Source organism: Rothia nasimurium, from assembly GCF_928382285.1.
Taxonomy (GTDB): Bacteria; Actinomycetota; Actinomycetes; order Actinomycetales; family Micrococcaceae; genus Rothia; species Rothia nasimurium_E.
The window spans coordinates 85,673-100,078 of the sequence record NZ_CAKMSS010000003.1; the positions used below are offsets into that span (position 1 = coordinate 85,673).

At 63.7% G+C, this 14,406-nt stretch carries 15 protein-coding genes; 5 read left to right on the top strand and 10 right to left on the bottom strand.

What is annotated here, in order from left to right:
* Nucleotides 1-54: 54 nt before the first annotated feature.
* The 7 genes from L6758_RS04835 to modA form a co-directional block, all read right to left on the bottom strand.
* Nucleotides 55-1,275 (bottom strand): ThiF family adenylyltransferase, encoded by a 1,221-nt coding sequence (locus tag L6758_RS04835; protein ID WP_237204763.1) that lies wholly within the window; start codon nucleotides 1,273-1,275, stop codon nucleotides 55-57.
* 174 nt (nucleotides 1,276-1,449) lie between these two features.
* The gene (locus L6758_RS04840) at nucleotides 1,450-1,956 is read right to left on the bottom strand and encodes a molybdenum cofactor biosynthesis protein MoaE (RefSeq protein ID WP_237204762.1); all 507 of its coding nucleotides are present in this window, start codon (nucleotides 1,954-1,956) and stop codon (nucleotides 1,450-1,452) included.
* Nucleotides 1,946-2,449: a MogA/MoaB family molybdenum cofactor biosynthesis protein gene (locus tag L6758_RS04845; protein WP_237204761.1), complete on the bottom strand. Its 504-nt coding sequence runs from the start codon at nucleotides 2,447-2,449 to the stop codon at nucleotides 1,946-1,948. The genes L6758_RS04840 and L6758_RS04845 overlap by 11 nt, the downstream gene beginning before the upstream one ends.
* Complete coding sequence (gene moaC / locus L6758_RS04850) at nucleotides 2,446-2,937, bottom strand: cyclic pyranopterin monophosphate synthase MoaC (RefSeq protein ID WP_237204760.1); 492 nt, start codon at nucleotides 2,935-2,937, stop codon at nucleotides 2,446-2,448. Before moaC ends, L6758_RS04845 begins: the two co-directional genes overlap by 4 nt.
* Nucleotides 2,938-3,018: 81 nt before the next feature.
* Nucleotides 3,019-4,380, bottom strand: coding sequence for a molybdopterin molybdotransferase MoeA (locus tag L6758_RS04855; protein WP_237204759.1), 1,362 nt, complete (start codon nucleotides 4,378-4,380; stop codon nucleotides 3,019-3,021).
* On the bottom strand, nucleotides 4,377-5,243 hold the full coding sequence (locus L6758_RS04860) for an ABC transporter permease (RefSeq protein WP_237204758.1): 867 nt from the start codon (nucleotides 5,241-5,243) through the stop codon (nucleotides 4,377-4,379). Before L6758_RS04860 ends, L6758_RS04855 begins: the two co-directional genes overlap by 4 nt.
* A 9-nt stretch (nucleotides 5,244-5,252) precedes the next feature.
* Nucleotides 5,253-6,020, bottom strand: a complete 768-nt coding sequence (modA, locus tag L6758_RS04865) for a molybdate ABC transporter substrate-binding protein (protein WP_237194745.1) — start codon at nucleotides 6,018-6,020, stop codon at nucleotides 5,253-5,255.
* A 144-nt stretch (nucleotides 6,021-6,164) separates the two neighbouring features.
* Here modA and moaA point away from each other — a divergent pair, with 144 nt between their 5' ends.
* The 5 genes from moaA (at nucleotide 6,165) to L6758_RS04895 (ending at nucleotide 10,609) form a co-directional block, all read left to right on the top strand.
* Nucleotides 6,165-7,298 carry a GTP 3',8-cyclase MoaA gene (gene moaA, locus L6758_RS04870; RefSeq protein WP_237194746.1) on the top strand — a complete coding sequence of 378 codons (1,134 nt, stop codon included), beginning with the start codon at nucleotides 6,165-6,167 and terminating at the stop codon, nucleotides 7,296-7,298.
* 16 nt (nucleotides 7,299-7,314) lie between these two features.
* The gene (locus L6758_RS04875; protein WP_237194747.1) at nucleotides 7,315-7,596 is read left to right on the top strand and encodes a MoaD/ThiS family protein; all 282 of its coding nucleotides are present in this window, start codon (nucleotides 7,315-7,317) and stop codon (nucleotides 7,594-7,596) included.
* Between the two features lie 12 nt (nucleotides 7,597-7,608).
* A complete protein-coding gene (mobA, locus tag L6758_RS04880; protein ID WP_237194748.1) occupies nucleotides 7,609-8,223 on the top strand; it encodes a molybdenum cofactor guanylyltransferase in 615 nt (204 codons plus the stop codon).
* An 11-nt stretch (nucleotides 8,224-8,234) separates the two neighbouring features.
* A complete protein-coding gene (locus tag L6758_RS10990; protein ID WP_272878733.1) occupies nucleotides 8,235-9,461 on the top strand; it encodes a molybdopterin molybdotransferase MoeA in 1,227 nt (408 codons plus the stop codon).
* A 137-nt stretch (nucleotides 9,462-9,598) separates the two neighbouring features.
* Nucleotides 9,599-10,609: a LacI family DNA-binding transcriptional regulator gene (locus L6758_RS04895; protein WP_237194749.1), complete on the top strand. Its 1,011-nt coding sequence runs from the start codon at nucleotides 9,599-9,601 to the stop codon at nucleotides 10,607-10,609.
* A gap of 90 nt (nucleotides 10,610-10,699) precedes the next feature.
* On the opposite strand, the gene L6758_RS04900 is transcribed toward L6758_RS04895, so the two are convergent.
* The 3 genes from L6758_RS04900 to L6758_RS04910 all read right to left on the bottom strand — a co-directional run bounded on the left by L6758_RS04900 (nucleotide 10,700) and on the right by L6758_RS04910 (nucleotide 14,339).
* On the bottom strand, nucleotides 10,700-11,344 hold the full coding sequence (locus L6758_RS04900) for a GNAT family N-acetyltransferase (RefSeq protein WP_237194750.1): 645 nt from the start codon (nucleotides 11,342-11,344) through the stop codon (nucleotides 10,700-10,702).
* A 243-nt stretch (nucleotides 11,345-11,587) separates the two neighbouring features.
* On the bottom strand, nucleotides 11,588-13,576 hold the full coding sequence (locus tag L6758_RS04905; protein WP_237194757.1) for a sucrose-specific PTS transporter subunit IIBC: 1,989 nt from the start codon (nucleotides 13,574-13,576) through the stop codon (nucleotides 11,588-11,590).
* Nucleotides 13,577-13,772: 196 nt separating this feature from the next.
* Nucleotides 13,773-14,339: a PTS sugar transporter subunit IIA gene (locus tag L6758_RS04910; RefSeq protein ID WP_237194759.1), complete on the bottom strand. Its 567-nt coding sequence runs from the start codon at nucleotides 14,337-14,339 to the stop codon at nucleotides 13,773-13,775.
* Nucleotides 14,340-14,406 lie beyond the last annotated feature (67 nt).

The window sequence follows — 14,406 nt, forward strand, 5'->3', positions numbered from 1 at the left end:
CAGGCATGCACATATTCAGCGGCGATAGGGCTTTAAACCATCCGCTCAGAAGCCCTACCCCTGGCTTGTCAGCCAGGAGTCAATCCCGCCTTCCACGCTGTAGAGATCACTGAAACCAGCATCGGTGAGCAGCTTCAGCGCCTTGAGCGAGCGCACCCCCGCCGCACAGTAGAGGGCATAGCGCCCCTGGTGGCTGGGCAGGATCGTGTCAATGGCCGACCCTAGATCCAGATCGGTGGATGCGGCCTCAATCAGCGACAGGGGTAGGTTGAAGCTACCCGGAACAGCCAGCGCTGCGTGCTCGTGGGGCTCTCGCACATCAATGAGGGGAACCCCCTCAAAGTAGGGTGAGCTGGCAATATCAGCCCAGGTAACTTCCATACCGTACTGGTCAGGTTCCGCGGTAGCAGGTTCCCAGTCGGCAGCAGGCGGACGCAGGGGCGCAGGGGCCTGCTCCTCCCCCGCTACCTGCCCACCGGCGTCCGCACCGGAACCCGCAGTGCGGGCGCTCGGGTCGGTGCCCGAACCAGAAGCGGCGCGGGGGGTAGAGGCAAGCAGGGGGATGTACTCCCAGCGGCCGGTCAGACCGGTATAGTAGCCCACCTCGCCCATCAGCGGCTGCCCAATACCGGCCAGCAGCTTAATAACTTCCAGGGCCATTGCGGTTCCAACGACCCCAGCCAAGGCACCAATCACCCCTGCGGTAGCGCAGTTAGGCACCGAACCGGGGGCTGGTTCGAGCGGGTACAGGTCCTCGTAGACCGGCCCATGACCCGCCCAGAAGACGCTCATCTGGGCGTCAAACCCGAGAATGGCACCCCACACATGGGGAATACCCAGGGCGGCAGCAGCGCGGGAGGCGGTGTAGCGGGTGGGGAAATTATCGGAACCATCGACCAGCACATCCACCCCGGCTAGTAGCTCTGCCGCATTAGCGTCGGTCAGACGTTCCTTGACTGCTTCGACCCTAATCAGGGGGTTGAGTTCGCGTAGGGTTTGGGCGGCTGAGTCAGCTTTGGAGGACCCCACCCGGGCATAGGAGTGGATGACCTGACGGTGCAGGTTAGAGGTTTCTACCGCATCATCGTCGATGATGAGAATACGACCGACGCCCGCCCCGGCTAGGTAGAGCAGGGCCGGGGACCCCAGGCCGCCTGCCCCGATCACCGCAACCGTTGCAGTGTTCAGCTTTTCCTGACCAGCCTGCCCCATCTCCGGCAGAATCATCTGCCGCCCGTAGAGCTGGTAGGCCAGCGAGGTTAGTTCAGAGGTCATGGTAGGTCTTTCTCTAGAGTGAAGCGGGCTCTTCCCGCTGGGCAGGTCTCGCATTCTCGCCCGCAGACCCTCTTGGGGCTCGCGCTGGGGCGCTCGCCCCAATTCACGCCAGCCCCGAGCCAGCGGGCTCGGAACGCAAGACCTGCCCCAGCAGCATCTGCATCTTCTATGCTTCTAGCCGGTAGGCGTATCGATTCCTACCCACTGCACGCTGCCGTCGGTGAGTTCTTGTTCTTTCCAGATGGGCACTTCTGCTTTGATGCGGTCAGCTGCCAGGGAGCAGGCGGTGAAGGCGGTACCGCGGTGGGCTGCTGCCGCAAGGACAGTGAGGGCGGATTCGCCGATGGGGATGGGGCCGATGCGGTGGGCTGCCCACAGACGCACGCCGGGGATTTCTTCTGCCACCGAGTGCAGGACGCGCTCCAGGTAGTCGGTTGCCTGGGGGTGGGCGCTGTAGGCAAGGGCCGCTACAGGCTCCCCGTGGTCGTGGTCGCGCACGATACCGTCGAAGACGACCAGGGCACCCATGGCGCGGGTCATGGTCGCTTCTTTAGCTCCTGCCAGGAGCGGTTCGAGGGGGTCTTCGGTAATGGAGGCGTGAACGACTGTGGAGTCAACCGGTTCGAGCGGACGCCCGGCGTAGGGGTTGGCTCCTGTGGGGTCTGGGTGGTTAGTGGTCATGGTAGTCCTCTAGCTGGCGGCAGATGTGGGTAACGAGGGGTTCGAGCACGGCACAGCCGTCTTTGACTCCGCCGGTGGAGCCGGGCAGGGTCATGATGAAGCTGGTGCCGATGACGCCTGCGATTCCGCGGGAAAGGACGGCGGCGGGGGTGTTTTTGAGACCCTGATTCCAGAAGGCGTGCATGATGCCGGGGACTTCTTTGGTGAGGTGGGGGCGCACGGCTTCGACGGTTGTGTCGTCTGAGTTGAGGCCGGTGCCGCCGCTGGTCAGGATGAAGGTGGGTAGGTTACCGGCAGCGACTAGCCGGTCGATGTAGGCGGGGACGTCGGCGTCCGCTACGACGACCGCGTCAGGGGTGTCGAAGCCCTGGTCGCGCAGCCAGGCTACGGCCAGAGGGCCAGACTTGTCTTCGTAGATTCCGCGGGCGGCCCGGGTAGAGGCCACGATCACTAGGCCGGTGCGGTTCTCGGGCAGGGTGTAGCTGCTGCTCACTGCTCCACCTTCCAGTCGCCGGATTTTCCGCCGGTTTTTTCCAGAACCCGCAGGCCGGTGATGGTGGCCTGCTTATCGACGGCCTTGATCATGTCATAGACGGTGAGGGCTGCGCCGGAGACCGCGCTGAGGGCTTCCATTTCTACGCCGGTGACGCCGCGGGTTTTGACCAGGGCTTCGATGCGGACGCGGTCGGGGTGGCGTTCGAAGTCGATGGTGATTTTGCCCAGGGGAAGGGGGTGGCAGAGCGGGATGATGTCGGGGGTTTTCTTGGCTGCCATGATGCCGGCGACGCGGGCGACGGGCAGAGCGTCCCCCTTGGGCAGGTCGGCGTCAAAGATTTTTTCAATGACGTCTGCCCGGGTAACGATATAGCCCTCAGCCACGGCGGTGCGGGTGGTTTCGTTTTTCTCGGTGACATCGACCATGTGGGCGCTGCCGTCGGCGCGCACGTGGGTGAGCTGGTCTGTGGGGGTGGGGGCGGTCATGGTTCTTGGCTTAGCCTCTCAACACAAAATTAATCAGTATTTACTATACGTGATTTGCAGGCGGGGTAACTTTTGGTGCATCTACAGGGGAATATACCGCACCAGCTCGCTGCCGCGATAGGTTTGACCGGGCTCAAGCTCAACCAGAGCATCAGCCTGCGCCGCGTGCAGCAGCAGGTGGGAACCGGTGGCAGCACTCGGAGCCAGCAGGGTCAGGACGCTCCCGTCCGGCTGGACCTGCCGGGTCAGCCGAGCCCGCCGGTACTGGGTTTTACCTTCCGGGGCAGCAAGGGGAGCTTCGAGCACTAGCTGGCCACGGGCGTCCTTCCGTTCTTCACCCGTCAGATGAACCAGGGCTGGCCGCAGCAGCAAGTGGTAGCTGATGAGGGTACTGACCGGATTACCCGGCAGGCAGACCACCGGCAGCACCCTGCCAGCAGGAAAACCCAGCAGGGCCAGGCCCTGGGGGCCGCCGGGCTGCTGGGTGGCGTGACCAAACCAGTGCGCAAGCACCCGAACCGCGCTGCCAGCAGCAGTGCCCCGAGCAGCAGGGTCGGCAGCCAGGGCCGCCAGACCCAGACGAACCACCTCATACTTACCGTGACTGATACCTCCGCTGGTGACGATTACATCGGGCGTCCGCTCTGCAAGCGCACCGGTCAGGGCAGCAATAAAGTTTTCCACGGAGTCGCCGATGGGCAGGTGGTCGGTGGCGCAACCGTCCTGCTCAGCAAGGGCAGTGAGTACCGGCCCATTGGCATCAAATATCTGCCCCGGGGCGGGGGCAGCACTGGCGGGAGCGACCTCATCGCCCCCGGTAATGATGAGCAGGTTCAGAGGGCGGTAGACCTCCACTTCCCCGATCCCCTGGGCAGCCAGGGCACCAAGCAGGGCCGGAGTCAGACGGCTACCGGTGTCGGCCAGGAGCTGACCGGCGGCAACGTCCTCCCCCACGCTGCGCACAAAGGTACCGGGAGATGCCTGCGGTAGCTCAACCTGCCCGCCCTCGCCCACGAAACCGGCGGCGTCCGGCTGCCCTCCCAGCGGGCGGCTGCGCTCAACCGGTACCACGGTGGTGTACCCAGCAGGCACGGGAGCGCCGGTCATAACGGGGTAGACCACATCATCAGCCACCGGCAGCCCGCTCACGGACGCCCCGGCGGGAATATCGGGCCCCACCCGAAAGATACGAGCTTCCCCCTGTGCCGCACTACTGGTCAGGGCGTAGCCGTCCATCTGGGAGTTGGCGAAGGAGGGCTGTGGAATCAAGGCGTAGAGAGGTTCTGCGAGCTGGCGGCCGGCGGCCTGCTGGAGGGGTAACCGCTGACTGGTGGGGGTGACGGTAGCAGCGACCAGTTCACGCACACAGGCAGCATAGGCGCCCGGCGCGATACTCTCCCCCGCGGGGAGCAGCCGGTCAAGGGTCTCTTGGGCTTGTGTCATGCTCGGCGGTTTCCTTTCAGTCGGCCCAGCCAGAGGGCAAAGGCTCCGGCGGCCAGCAGGCCCAGGTAGAGGGCGATCAGCATGAGCGCCGCCCCCAGGGCAGCGTCCATGCGGTTAGAGCTTAAAGCCAGGTCAATAGCCAGCGGAAGAGTGCGGGTCACACCCTCAATATTCCCGGCGAAGGTGACGGTGGCACCGTACTCCCCCAGGGCGCGAGCAAAGGTCAGGACGGCTGCCGTCAGCAGGCCGGGGGTAGCCAGCGGGAGCAGCACCCGGGCGGTGACCTCCGCGGGGCTGGCCCCCTCAAGCCGGGCTATTTCGGCATATTCTGGCGGCAGGGCCCGCAGGGTGGTGACCAGGGTGGCCACAAAGAAGGGCAGGGCCACAAAGGTTTGGGCCAGAACCACAGCCAGCGGGGTGTAGGCCACCGATAGGCCTGCCGTTTCAAGCCAGGAGCCGAGCAGCCCTCGCCTGCCCCAGAAAAAGAGCAGGGCCAGACCAGAGACCACCGGGGAGAAGATGATGGGGGTGTAGATCAACCCGTAGAGGGTCCAGCTCAGGCGGCGAGCGCGAGACTGCTCGAGAACCGTGGCCAGCACTAGGGCTGTAGGGGTGCCCAGCAGGGCTGATACAGCGGTAGCAGCTAGAGCGGTGAGCACCGAGAGCCGGACGGCAGCCAGGGCAGCTGGTTCTGCCAGCAGCTGGGGCAGACTCCCCCAGGGCGTACGGACCAGGAGAGACAGTAGGGGACCCGCGATGAGTGCCAGGGTGAGCAGGGTGGGGAGCACAGCGTGCACGGGGACGGAGGTAAAGGGACTAACCCGCACTCTTGGCGGTGGGGGTGCGGAACCGGGGGTGCTCATGGTTCTAGTTTAGGCAGGTTCGAAGCCGTAGTCGGCAAGAATCTGGGCGGCGGCATCTGAGGTCGTCAGCCAGTTCGCAAAGTTTTGGGCGCTTTCCTTACCTTGACCGCTGCCGGTAAGAGCTAGGGGGTAGGCGTTGCGTTCTAAGTCGGGCAGGTCGATGACGGTGATATCGTCGCTGGCTGAGATAGCGGTGGCGTCGGTGGAGTAGATGAAGCCGGCATCCACCTGGCCGGTGGCTACCTTGGTGGAAACTGCCGAGACGTTAGCTTCTTCGGTGGAGGTGGCTAGCTCTACGCCCTGGCGGCTAAGTTCCTGGTGGGCCAGGCGTCCGCAGGGCACCTGCTCGGCGCAGATAGCGGTTAGGACGCCGGGTGAGGCCAGGTCATCAACGCTATCAATGGCGGCAGGGTTACCTGGAGCAGTTGCCAGCACCAGGGCGTTGGTGGCAATAGTCTCAGGGGTCGCAGCAGCGAGCTCTTCAACCTTTTCAAGAGCCTGGTTCATGGTGGTGCTATCGGCTGTAATCAGCAGGTCGGGGGTAGCGCCTTCGACCATCTGCGTAACCAGCTGGGATGACCCTGCGTAGGTGGCAGTGATAGAGACCTGCGGGTTTTCTTGACGATAGGCCGCTATGAGCTCATCGCCCACAGCCCCCAAGGAGGCCGCTGCAAAGAGCTGTACCTCAGCGTCCTGCCTCTGTGGGGAGGTTGCTACTCCCCCGCAGGCGGTAAGACCCAATAGAAGGGGGACGAGAAGGGTGCTCAGGCGGCGCATGGGGTCTCCAATGACGGGGTAACAGTGGCTAGCAGAGGGTCTTTGTCTATAGATTAGTGTAGAGCCAGGTGGTGTTCTTCACCCGGTTTAGCTAGGCTAAATATTACATCTGAAATGCCGATTAAGATTTGTGAAAGTGCGGGTATGCCCCAGTCTTCAGCCCCCAATCCCCCGGTGCCCCTGGGTTCGTCTATCCCAGTTGTGACCGGCGGTGCCAGTGCAGCTGCACACCCGGGCGTGCCCACCACCGGGCCCCTTGCCGACCGCTGGGGCCGAACCGCCACTGACCTGCGCATTTCCCTGATGGACAAGTGCAATCTGCGCTGTGTGTACTGTATGCCCGCCGAAGGCCTCAACTGGTTGCCCGGCACACAGCTTCTAACCCTCGATGAGGTCACCCGCCTGGTAAGGGTAGGTGTGCGAGATCTAGGAATCGAAGAGGTACGCTTTACCGGTGGCGAGCCCCTAGTACGAGCTGACCTCACCGATATTATTGCTGCCGTCCGCGCCGAACACCCCCACCTGCCCATCGCCCTGACGACCAACGGCATCGGACTCGATAAAAAGGTAGATGCCCTGGTTCAGGCCGGGCTCAACCGGGTCAACGTCTCCCTCGACACCATCTGCCCCGAAACGTTCGCGCAGCTCACCCGCAGGGATAAGCTAGCCTCGGTACTCACAGGTATTGAAGCCGCAGCTGCCGCCGGGCTCACCCCCCTCAAAATCAACGCGGTCCTCATGGCCGGCGTCAACGATGAGCAGGGCCATGAACTCCTCACCTGGGCTTTAGAGGGCGGCTACCAGCTCCGCTTCATCGAACAGATGCCCCTGGACGCCGACCACAACTGGACCCGCGAAGGCACCATCACCGCCGAGCAGATTCGTCAGCGCCTGGCTGACCACTACGACCTGCTGCCCCACGGGCGTCCGCGCGGGGCCTCCCCCGCAGCCCTCTGGGACGTCTACCCACTGGGTCACGCCGGCACAGCAGAGCCCCTGGGCCAGGTAGGCATTATCGCCTCGGTCACCGAGCCTTTCTGCTCGGCCTGCACTCGCACCCGCATCACCGCCGACGGCAAGGTGCGCTCCTGCCTCTTCTCCCTGACCGAAACCGACCTCATGGGCGCCCTGCGCGGCGGAGCCAGCGATACTGAACTGGCTCAGATCTGGCGCGGAGCCATGTGGGCCAAGCCCAAGGCTCACGGCAAGGATACCGTCGGTTTCGACGCCCCCGACTTCACCCAACCTACTCGATCCATGAGCGCCATCGGCGGCTAAGATTCAAGGACTTTCCATGCAGATTAACTTTTTCGCCGCAGCCCGGGCGGCAGCGGGCCGCCCCAGCCTCACCCTCGACCCAGCCCAGCTACCTGCCCCTACTCTTGCCCAGGTTCGTACCTACCTGGCAGAAGAATTCACCGGCAGCACTCCCTCGGGCCAGACCCTGGCCGATATTCTGCCGCGCTGCACCTTCCTCGTCGACGGGGTTGCCGCCACCGACGAGCAACTCGATGACCCGATGCTCCTGAAACAGGCTGAACGCCTGGATGTTCTTCCGCCCTTTGCCGGTGGCTAGGAGGACAACCCGGTGAACACCCCCAGCTACTCGGCCCTGATCCTGGCGGGCGGACGCTCCTCCCGCCTCGGCGGGGTACCCAAGGCCCTGCTCTCCAACGGTGAGCACACCCTGCTCGACGGAGTTATCGCCGCTTGCACGGGTGCGGAGCACCGCGTGGTCGTCGGCCCGGCAGAGCTCACCCTGCCCGCGGGCGTCCTACAGACCCGAGAAGAACCAGCTTTTAGCGGGCCAGCAGCCGGTATTTCTGCCGGGCTTGCGGCCCTGGCAGCAGCCCAGCATGACTTTTCGGCACTCTCCCACCACTGGGTACTGGTCCTTTCCTGCGACCTGCCCCGAGCCCGGGCCGCTGTGCCCCTACTTTTGCAGGCGGCGGCGTCCGCACCGGATGAGGTCACCGGCTACTGGGCTGTCTCTGAGGGCATCACCCAACCCCTGTTGGGCATCTACCGGGCCACGGCCCTGGCTCCTGCCTTTGCCGGAGATACCGCCAACGCCTCCGTCCGCCGCTTTCTCAGCCCCCTTGACCCCGCAGAACTAGAGCTACCTGCCGACCTGACCGCCGACGTTGATACCTGGGAGGCCGCCCGCGCCGCAGGCTACACCCAGGCACCGCCCCAGCCCTAAGGAGGACCACCGTGCACCACATCAGCTGGCACCAGGCCAGGCAGCTCCTGCACCGGGCAGGGGAGGCCCTTACCCTTACCGAAGAAGAGGTTCCCCTCGCTGAAGCCGTCGGCAGAACCCTGAGCAAGGATGCCCGCGCTCTGCTGCCGGTGCCCCACTATGATTCCTCAGCTATGGACGGCTACGCCACCGCCGGTGCCCCACCCTGGCAGTTGCTCACCCACCCGCCAGCAGCAGAGGGCGAGAATATCCACCAGCGAGTTCTGCCCCTAACCCCCGGCCAGGCTACCCCCGTTCTGACCGGCGGGCTCATCCCCCCGGGCACCGACGCCGTGCTCCGCCAGGAACACGCCCTAGTAGACGGCAACACGCTCGGACCCGATCCCAAAGTTTTTGGTCAAGGCTATCCGGCACTCGGTGCCGACATACGACGGGCAGGTGAAGAACTTTCAGCCAACAGCACGGTACTTCCCGCGGGGACACCCATTACCGCCCGTCATCTCGGAGCCCTCGCCACCCTCGGCCTTGACACCCTCACCGTCACCGCCCGCCCCACCATCGCCATCGCCTACACCGGCAACGAAATAATTACCTCCGGCCTCCCCGGCCCCGGCCAGGTGCGCGACGCCTACTCCATGGCCTTCCCCCACATCATCGAAAACCTGGGAGCCAGCGTTAGCAGCGTCCGCCGTCTGCCCGACAGCAAAACCCAGCTCACCAACTGGCTCACCGCCACCGGCGCCGACCTGCTACTTATTACCGGCGGCTCCTCAACCTCCACCGCCGACTGGGTGCGCCGCGCCCTCCACGACCTTCAGGCCAGCTACCTCTTTGAATCCGTCGCCATCCGTCCCGGCCACCCAGCCCTGGCCGCCCGCCTACCTGCCAGCAGCAACCCCACCTCCCCTCTCGTCCTCGGCCTACCCGGCAACCCGCTGGCGGCCTACACCGCCCTCTACTCCTACCTCACCCCCTGGCTCACCGGCGCCACTGCTGCTCCCCTAGCCGAGCTGGCTGAAGGCGTCCTCACCCACCCGGTACCCGGCTACCGCAAACACGACCTGCGCCTGCTACCAGCTACCCTTACTCCCACCCCCGAGGGCAGAAAGCTCACCCCCCTGCCCAAGACCCAGTCCCATATGCTCACTTCCTTTGCCACCGCAGACGCTCTGGCGCTCATCCCACCAGACGGAGCTGCTGCCGGTCAGGCTGTCTCCTACCTTCCTCTTCCCAGCTAGCCCCTTACCGGGGCGGCGCCGTCAGTCTCAGGGCACAGCTTAGCTCCCGTCACACAGCTCAACACTTCTCAGCGCCTGTTAGACAGGCCCTATAATTGAGAACAACCCGAGCCCAACCCAACAGACCGGAGCACCGCGTGCCCAAACCAAAACTTGGCGATGTCGCTGCGCTGGCAGGCGTCTCCCCCACCACCGTCTCCCGGGTACTCAACAACCGGGGCTACCTTTCCGAAGCCACCCGCGTCAAAGTTTTCGACGCCATGCAACAGCTGGGCTACCGGCCCAACGCCATCGCTCGCTCCCTCCAGGGGCAAAAAAGCCAGCTCATCGGCCTAGTCTTCCCCTCCGTCGCCAACCCCTTCTACGGGGAGATGGCCTACCGCATCGAATCCCATCTGGCCGACATCGGCTACAAGACCATCCTCTGTAACTCCAACGACCACCCCGAGTCAGAGCAGCGCTACCTGGATATGCTCATTGCCAACCAGGTCGACGGAGTCATCACCGGCGCCCACTCCCAGGTTGTCGCCAATTTCCCCCACCTGGGCGCTCCCCTGATTACCATCGACCGGCAAGAGACCGGCCGGGGCCCCAACATCAGTTGCGATAACTTCGACGGCGCCTACCGAGCTACCCGCCTGCTCCTGGACGGGGGTGCTACCAACGTCCTGCACATCACCTCCACACTCTCCCCCGACAACGCCCGCCAGCGCGGCTACCAGCTAGCCATCACCGAAGCAGGCTACGCCCCCCAGATTCTCGAGTTAGGTTTCACCACCCCGCAGGCCACCAAACGCGAGCGCATTCATACCTATCTCGCTGAGCACCCGCAGGTTGATGCTGTCTTCGCCTCAAACGATGTCTATGCCGCCATGGTGCTGGGCTATGCCCGCGCTAGCGGCCGGCAGGTGCCCCAGGACCTACAGGTCATCGGCTTTGACGGCACCGAAACCAGCCGGGCCCTCCTGCCCGAGCTAACCACCGTGGTGCAGCCCATCGACGCAATGGCCCAGCGGGCCGTCGCCCAGCTCATGCACGCCATGAACGGCGAAGAAAAAGAGCTCACCGGCAGCGATACACTACCGGTGAGCCTTCATGAGGGGTCAAGCACCCGCTCCCTGCTCTGGGTAGAGAGCGCGGTGGCATAAGCTAACGTCCCCTGCCCGACCTCTCCGCGATTTCTATTCTTTGACACAGAGCTCACTCGTGAACGCCCCTGAACCAGAGGAAAAAGAATATTACTTATTCCGGTGGTGGTCATGAAGCGATACCTGGGTCACCGGAGCCGGGTGCAACATGCCCAGGGCAGGCTTGCCGCCCTTAAACCGGAAAAGCTCAACAAACCCGTGGCGGGCATAGAGAGAAGCTGACCGGTAGGTAGAAGCCTCCAGGTAGGCGGGCACCTCGCCCAGACGCTCGCGGCGGTAATCCAGCAGGTGGGAGCCGATGCCGTGCCCGCGGGCGTCCTCGTGCACACCGATGGTGTAGAGGTACCAGTGGTCGAATTTTGGGCGGGCCGCCAGCAGGCGCAGCTCGGTGACGGTGGCACGAGCCAGCCCCTTCCCCAGTACCCGGTAGTAGTCGGGCAGGGCCTTAATGTCGGCCAGCAGGTTACCCTTCTGGGCCTTGGGCGAGAGCCACAGGGCAGCGCCCAGCACCTTGCCGTCGGCGGTGACGGCGATATCGATAGTGCCCTTCGGGGCGTAGGTGGTGCGCAGCTGGAACTCAAAAAGCCCGCGGACGGTTTCGGTGCGGCCATCCCCGCCCATCGCCTTGTTCATGACCGGGTCGTGCTCAAAGGCGTTGGTCAGTGCCTCAATCACGCCGGGGTAGTCAGCTTCGGTCGCTTCGCGCACGGTAAAGTCGTAGGTTTGCTCGGGCATGGAATCCTCCTGGGTACGGTGTTACCTTTCAAGGTTACTCTGTAGCTGAGGTGAGCGGAGGAATCTGCGTCTTGGCTCGTGACCCTCTTGCTCCTCGCCCGGGGGCTCGTCGCAATTCACGCCAGCCCCGAGCCAACGAGCTACGACGCAGATTCCTCCGCCCCCTCGCGCAAAGCAACCCGCCCCGCGCGCGTCCTTACTATCAGGACGGGCACGGGGCGGGTTTTCTTCGCCGGGAAGGTTTTAGACGGCTGCGGTCTTAGCGGCTACGCTGACCAGCTCGTCGCGGCCTGCGGCCACGGTTGAGCCTGCAGCAACGGCAAGAGCGGTTGAGTCAACAGTCTTCTTGGCGTTGGTGATGACCAGCGGGGTGGTCAGGGGGTAGCCTGCGGCCTTGATGGCAGCCATGTCGAACTCGACGAGCACGTCGCCGCGCTTGACGTCCTGGCCCTTTTCGACCTTGGGGGTGAAGTGCTTGCCGTCCAGCTCGACGGTGTCGAAGCCGATGTGCATGAGGACTTCTACGCCCTTGTCGGTGCGCATGCCGATGGCGTGGCCGGTGGGGAAGGCTACGGTGACCTTGCCGTCGGCGGGTGCGTAGAGCTTGCCTTCGGTGGGTTCTACGGCTGCGCCGGGGCCCAGGGCGCCGGAGGCGAAGGTGGGGTCTGATACCGCTGAGAGTTCCACGGCGGTGCCGTTGAGGTGGGCGGTCAGTTCGTAGCCTTCGGTGGCTTCTGCGGGGGCGGACGCGGCGGGGGCAGCTACAGATGCAGCGGTAGCTGCGGGGGTGGCGGCTTCAACTTCTTCTTCGGCAACCTGGCCGGCGAAGGCGCGCTTACCGTAGATGAAGGAGGCACCGGTGGAGAGGACGGCTGAGGTCACGATAGCGATGGCGAAGCCGGTCCAACCCATACCCAGGTCGTTATTGATGGAGGGGAAGCCCAGGAAGCCTGCCGCGCCCAGGGCCTTGGCCTTGACACCGAAAAGAGCAATCAGAGCTGATGCGATAGCTGAGGCACCCATTGCGATGTAGAAGGGCCAGCGCAGGCGCAGGTTGACGCCGAAGATGGCGGGTTCGGTGATACCGAGGAAGGCTGAGGGTGCGGTGGCACCCGCCAGGCCCTTCATCTTCTTGTCCTTGGTGGTCAGGTAGACACCGAGGGCGGCACCGCCCTGGGCCACATTAGCCATGGAAGCGATAGCGAAGATGAAGGAGCCGCCGGTTGTGGCGATGAGCTGGAGTTCAATGGGCGGGAAGGACTGGTGCAGGCCGGTAATGACAACCGGTGAATAGAGCAGACCGAGGAGGAAGCCACCGAGGGGGCCAGCGGTGTCGTAAAGCCAGTTGATGCCTTCGCCCAGCATAGTGCCCAGCTTGAACATGGGCGGGCCGACCAGCATGAAGGTGACAAAGCCGGTGATCAAGAGGGTGAGGGTGGGGGTGAACATGAAGTCGATGACACCCTTGAGAATCTTGTGGAAGAACTTCTCAATGTTGGCCAGGATGAAGGCAACCAGGATGACGGGCAGGACAGTGCCCTGGTAGCCAGCCTGCTGCACCTGGATGCCGAAGACGTCCCAGTAGGTCATGGTGCCGTCCTGCAGGGCGGCTGCTACATTGTAGCCGTTGACCAGGGAGGGGAAGACCATGGCAGCACCCATGGTCATACCCAGGTAGGGGTTACCGCCGAAGACCTTGGTGGCGGTGAAGCCGACGAGCACGGGCAGGAAGGCGAAGGCCGCTGCCGAGAGCAGGTTGACGATTTCGGCGAAGCCGGTCCAAGCGGGATAGAGCTGGATGAGTGACTTATCGGGGTCAAAGATACCGGTTGCGGTAAGCACGTTGTTGAGTGCCATGAGCAGACCGGAACCGACCAGCACGGGGATGATCGGTAGGAAGATTTCTGAGACGACCTTGATGAAGCGGGTGAAGAGGTTGCCCTGGTCCGCTGCGACGTTCTTGAGTTCGTCCTTTGATACCTGTTTCATGCCGGCTGCGGCCATGTGCTTGTAGACCTCGTCAACGTCGCCGGGTCCCACGATGATCTGGAACTGGCCGGAGTTGTTGAAGGTACCTTTGAGGTCCTCGTCGTTGTCCAGGGCAGCCTGGTTGATGACGTTCATGTCTTTGAGCACCAGTCGCAGGCGGGTGGCGCAGTGGGCGCCTGCTGCGATGTTGTCCGTGCCGCCAACGGCGGTGAGGACTCGCTCAGCCACGGATTTGTGGTCCATGTCTTCTCCTTGGTGTATGGGCCAGGCTCCCCCTATATCTGTGGTTCTGCCTCGGCGCGAGTGTGTATGTTGTGTGTAAAAACAAACATGCCAATCGTTTGACATACTAGCACCAAAAAAGGGGCCAAAACAGCCCCTTACAGAAGGTCGGTGACCACCTGGTTAGGTGACCACCGACCCTATCTCACGCTTTGTTTTAGCCCTTGCGAGCTGCGGTGATGAAGTCAGCACCGGCTGCTACGTCGCTTCCTGCGTTGGCAACTGTCAGGTCGGCAACGGAGCTCTTGGCGTTGGTGATAACCAGCGGGGTGGTCACGGGGTAGCCTGCAGCCTTGACCTGCTCCAGGTCAAACTCCACCAGCACCTGGCCGCGGGTGACGGTATCCCCCTTCTTGACCTTGGGTTCAAAGAACTTGCCGTCCAGCTCCACGGTATCGAAGCCTACGTGAATCAGGATTTCCAAGCCGTCTGCGGTACGGATGCCGAAGGCATGGCCGGTGGGGAAGGCGACAGTTACTTCGCCGTCTGCGGGAGCCACAACCACACCTGCGGTCGGCTCAATGGCGGCACCGGGGCCCAGGGCGCCTGAGGCGAACATCTGGTCGCTCACGCCGGCAAGCTCGACAACGGTACCGTTCATGTGGGCGGTCAGAGCGGACGCGCCAGCGGCGGACGGTACTGCCGCGGGAGTAGCTGCGGGAGCGGGAGTCTGCGCTGCGGTGTCGTCGCTACCGCCGAAGAGCTTTTTGAAGAAGCCTGCCATGGTTGTCACCTCATAGTGGTTGGGAGTGGTGGGGCCGCTGTGTGCGGCGTCTCTACCAGCCTACCAC

Coding starts and splice junctions, on each gene's coding strand:
- L6758_RS04835 (WP_237204763.1), bottom strand. CDS start 1,275: ATGACCTCTGAACTAACCTCGCTGGCCTACCAGCTCTACGGGCGGCAG.
- L6758_RS04840 (WP_237204762.1), bottom strand. CDS start 1,956: ATGACCACTAACCACCCAGACCCCACAGGAGCCAACCCCTACGCCGGG.
- moaC (WP_237204760.1), bottom strand. CDS start 2,937: ATGACCGCCCCCACCCCCACAGACCAGCTCACCCACGTGCGCGCCGAC.
- L6758_RS04855 (WP_237204759.1), bottom strand. CDS start 4,380: ATGACACAAGCCCAAGAGACCCTTGACCGGCTGCTCCCCGCGGGGGAG.
- L6758_RS04860 (WP_237204758.1), bottom strand. CDS start 5,243: ATGAGCACCCCCGGTTCCGCACCCCCACCGCCAAGAGTGCGGGTTAGT.
- modA (WP_237194745.1), bottom strand. CDS start 6,020: ATGCGCCGCCTGAGCACCCTTCTCGTCCCCCTTCTATTGGGTCTTACC.
- moaA (WP_237194746.1), top strand. CDS start 6,165: ATGCCCCAGTCTTCAGCCCCCAATCCCCCGGTGCCCCTGGGTTCGTCT.
- L6758_RS04875 (WP_237194747.1), top strand. CDS start 7,315: ATGCAGATTAACTTTTTCGCCGCAGCCCGGGCGGCAGCGGGCCGCCCC.
- L6758_RS04900 (WP_237194750.1), bottom strand. CDS start 11,344: ATGCCCGAGCAAACCTACGACTTTACCGTGCGCGAAGCGACCGAAGCT.
- L6758_RS04905 (WP_237194757.1), bottom strand. CDS start 13,576: ATGGACCACAAATCCGTGGCTGAGCGAGTCCTCACCGCCGTTGGCGGC.
- L6758_RS04910 (WP_237194759.1), bottom strand. CDS start 14,339: ATGGCAGGCTTCTTCAAAAAGCTCTTCGGCGGTAGCGACGACACCGCA.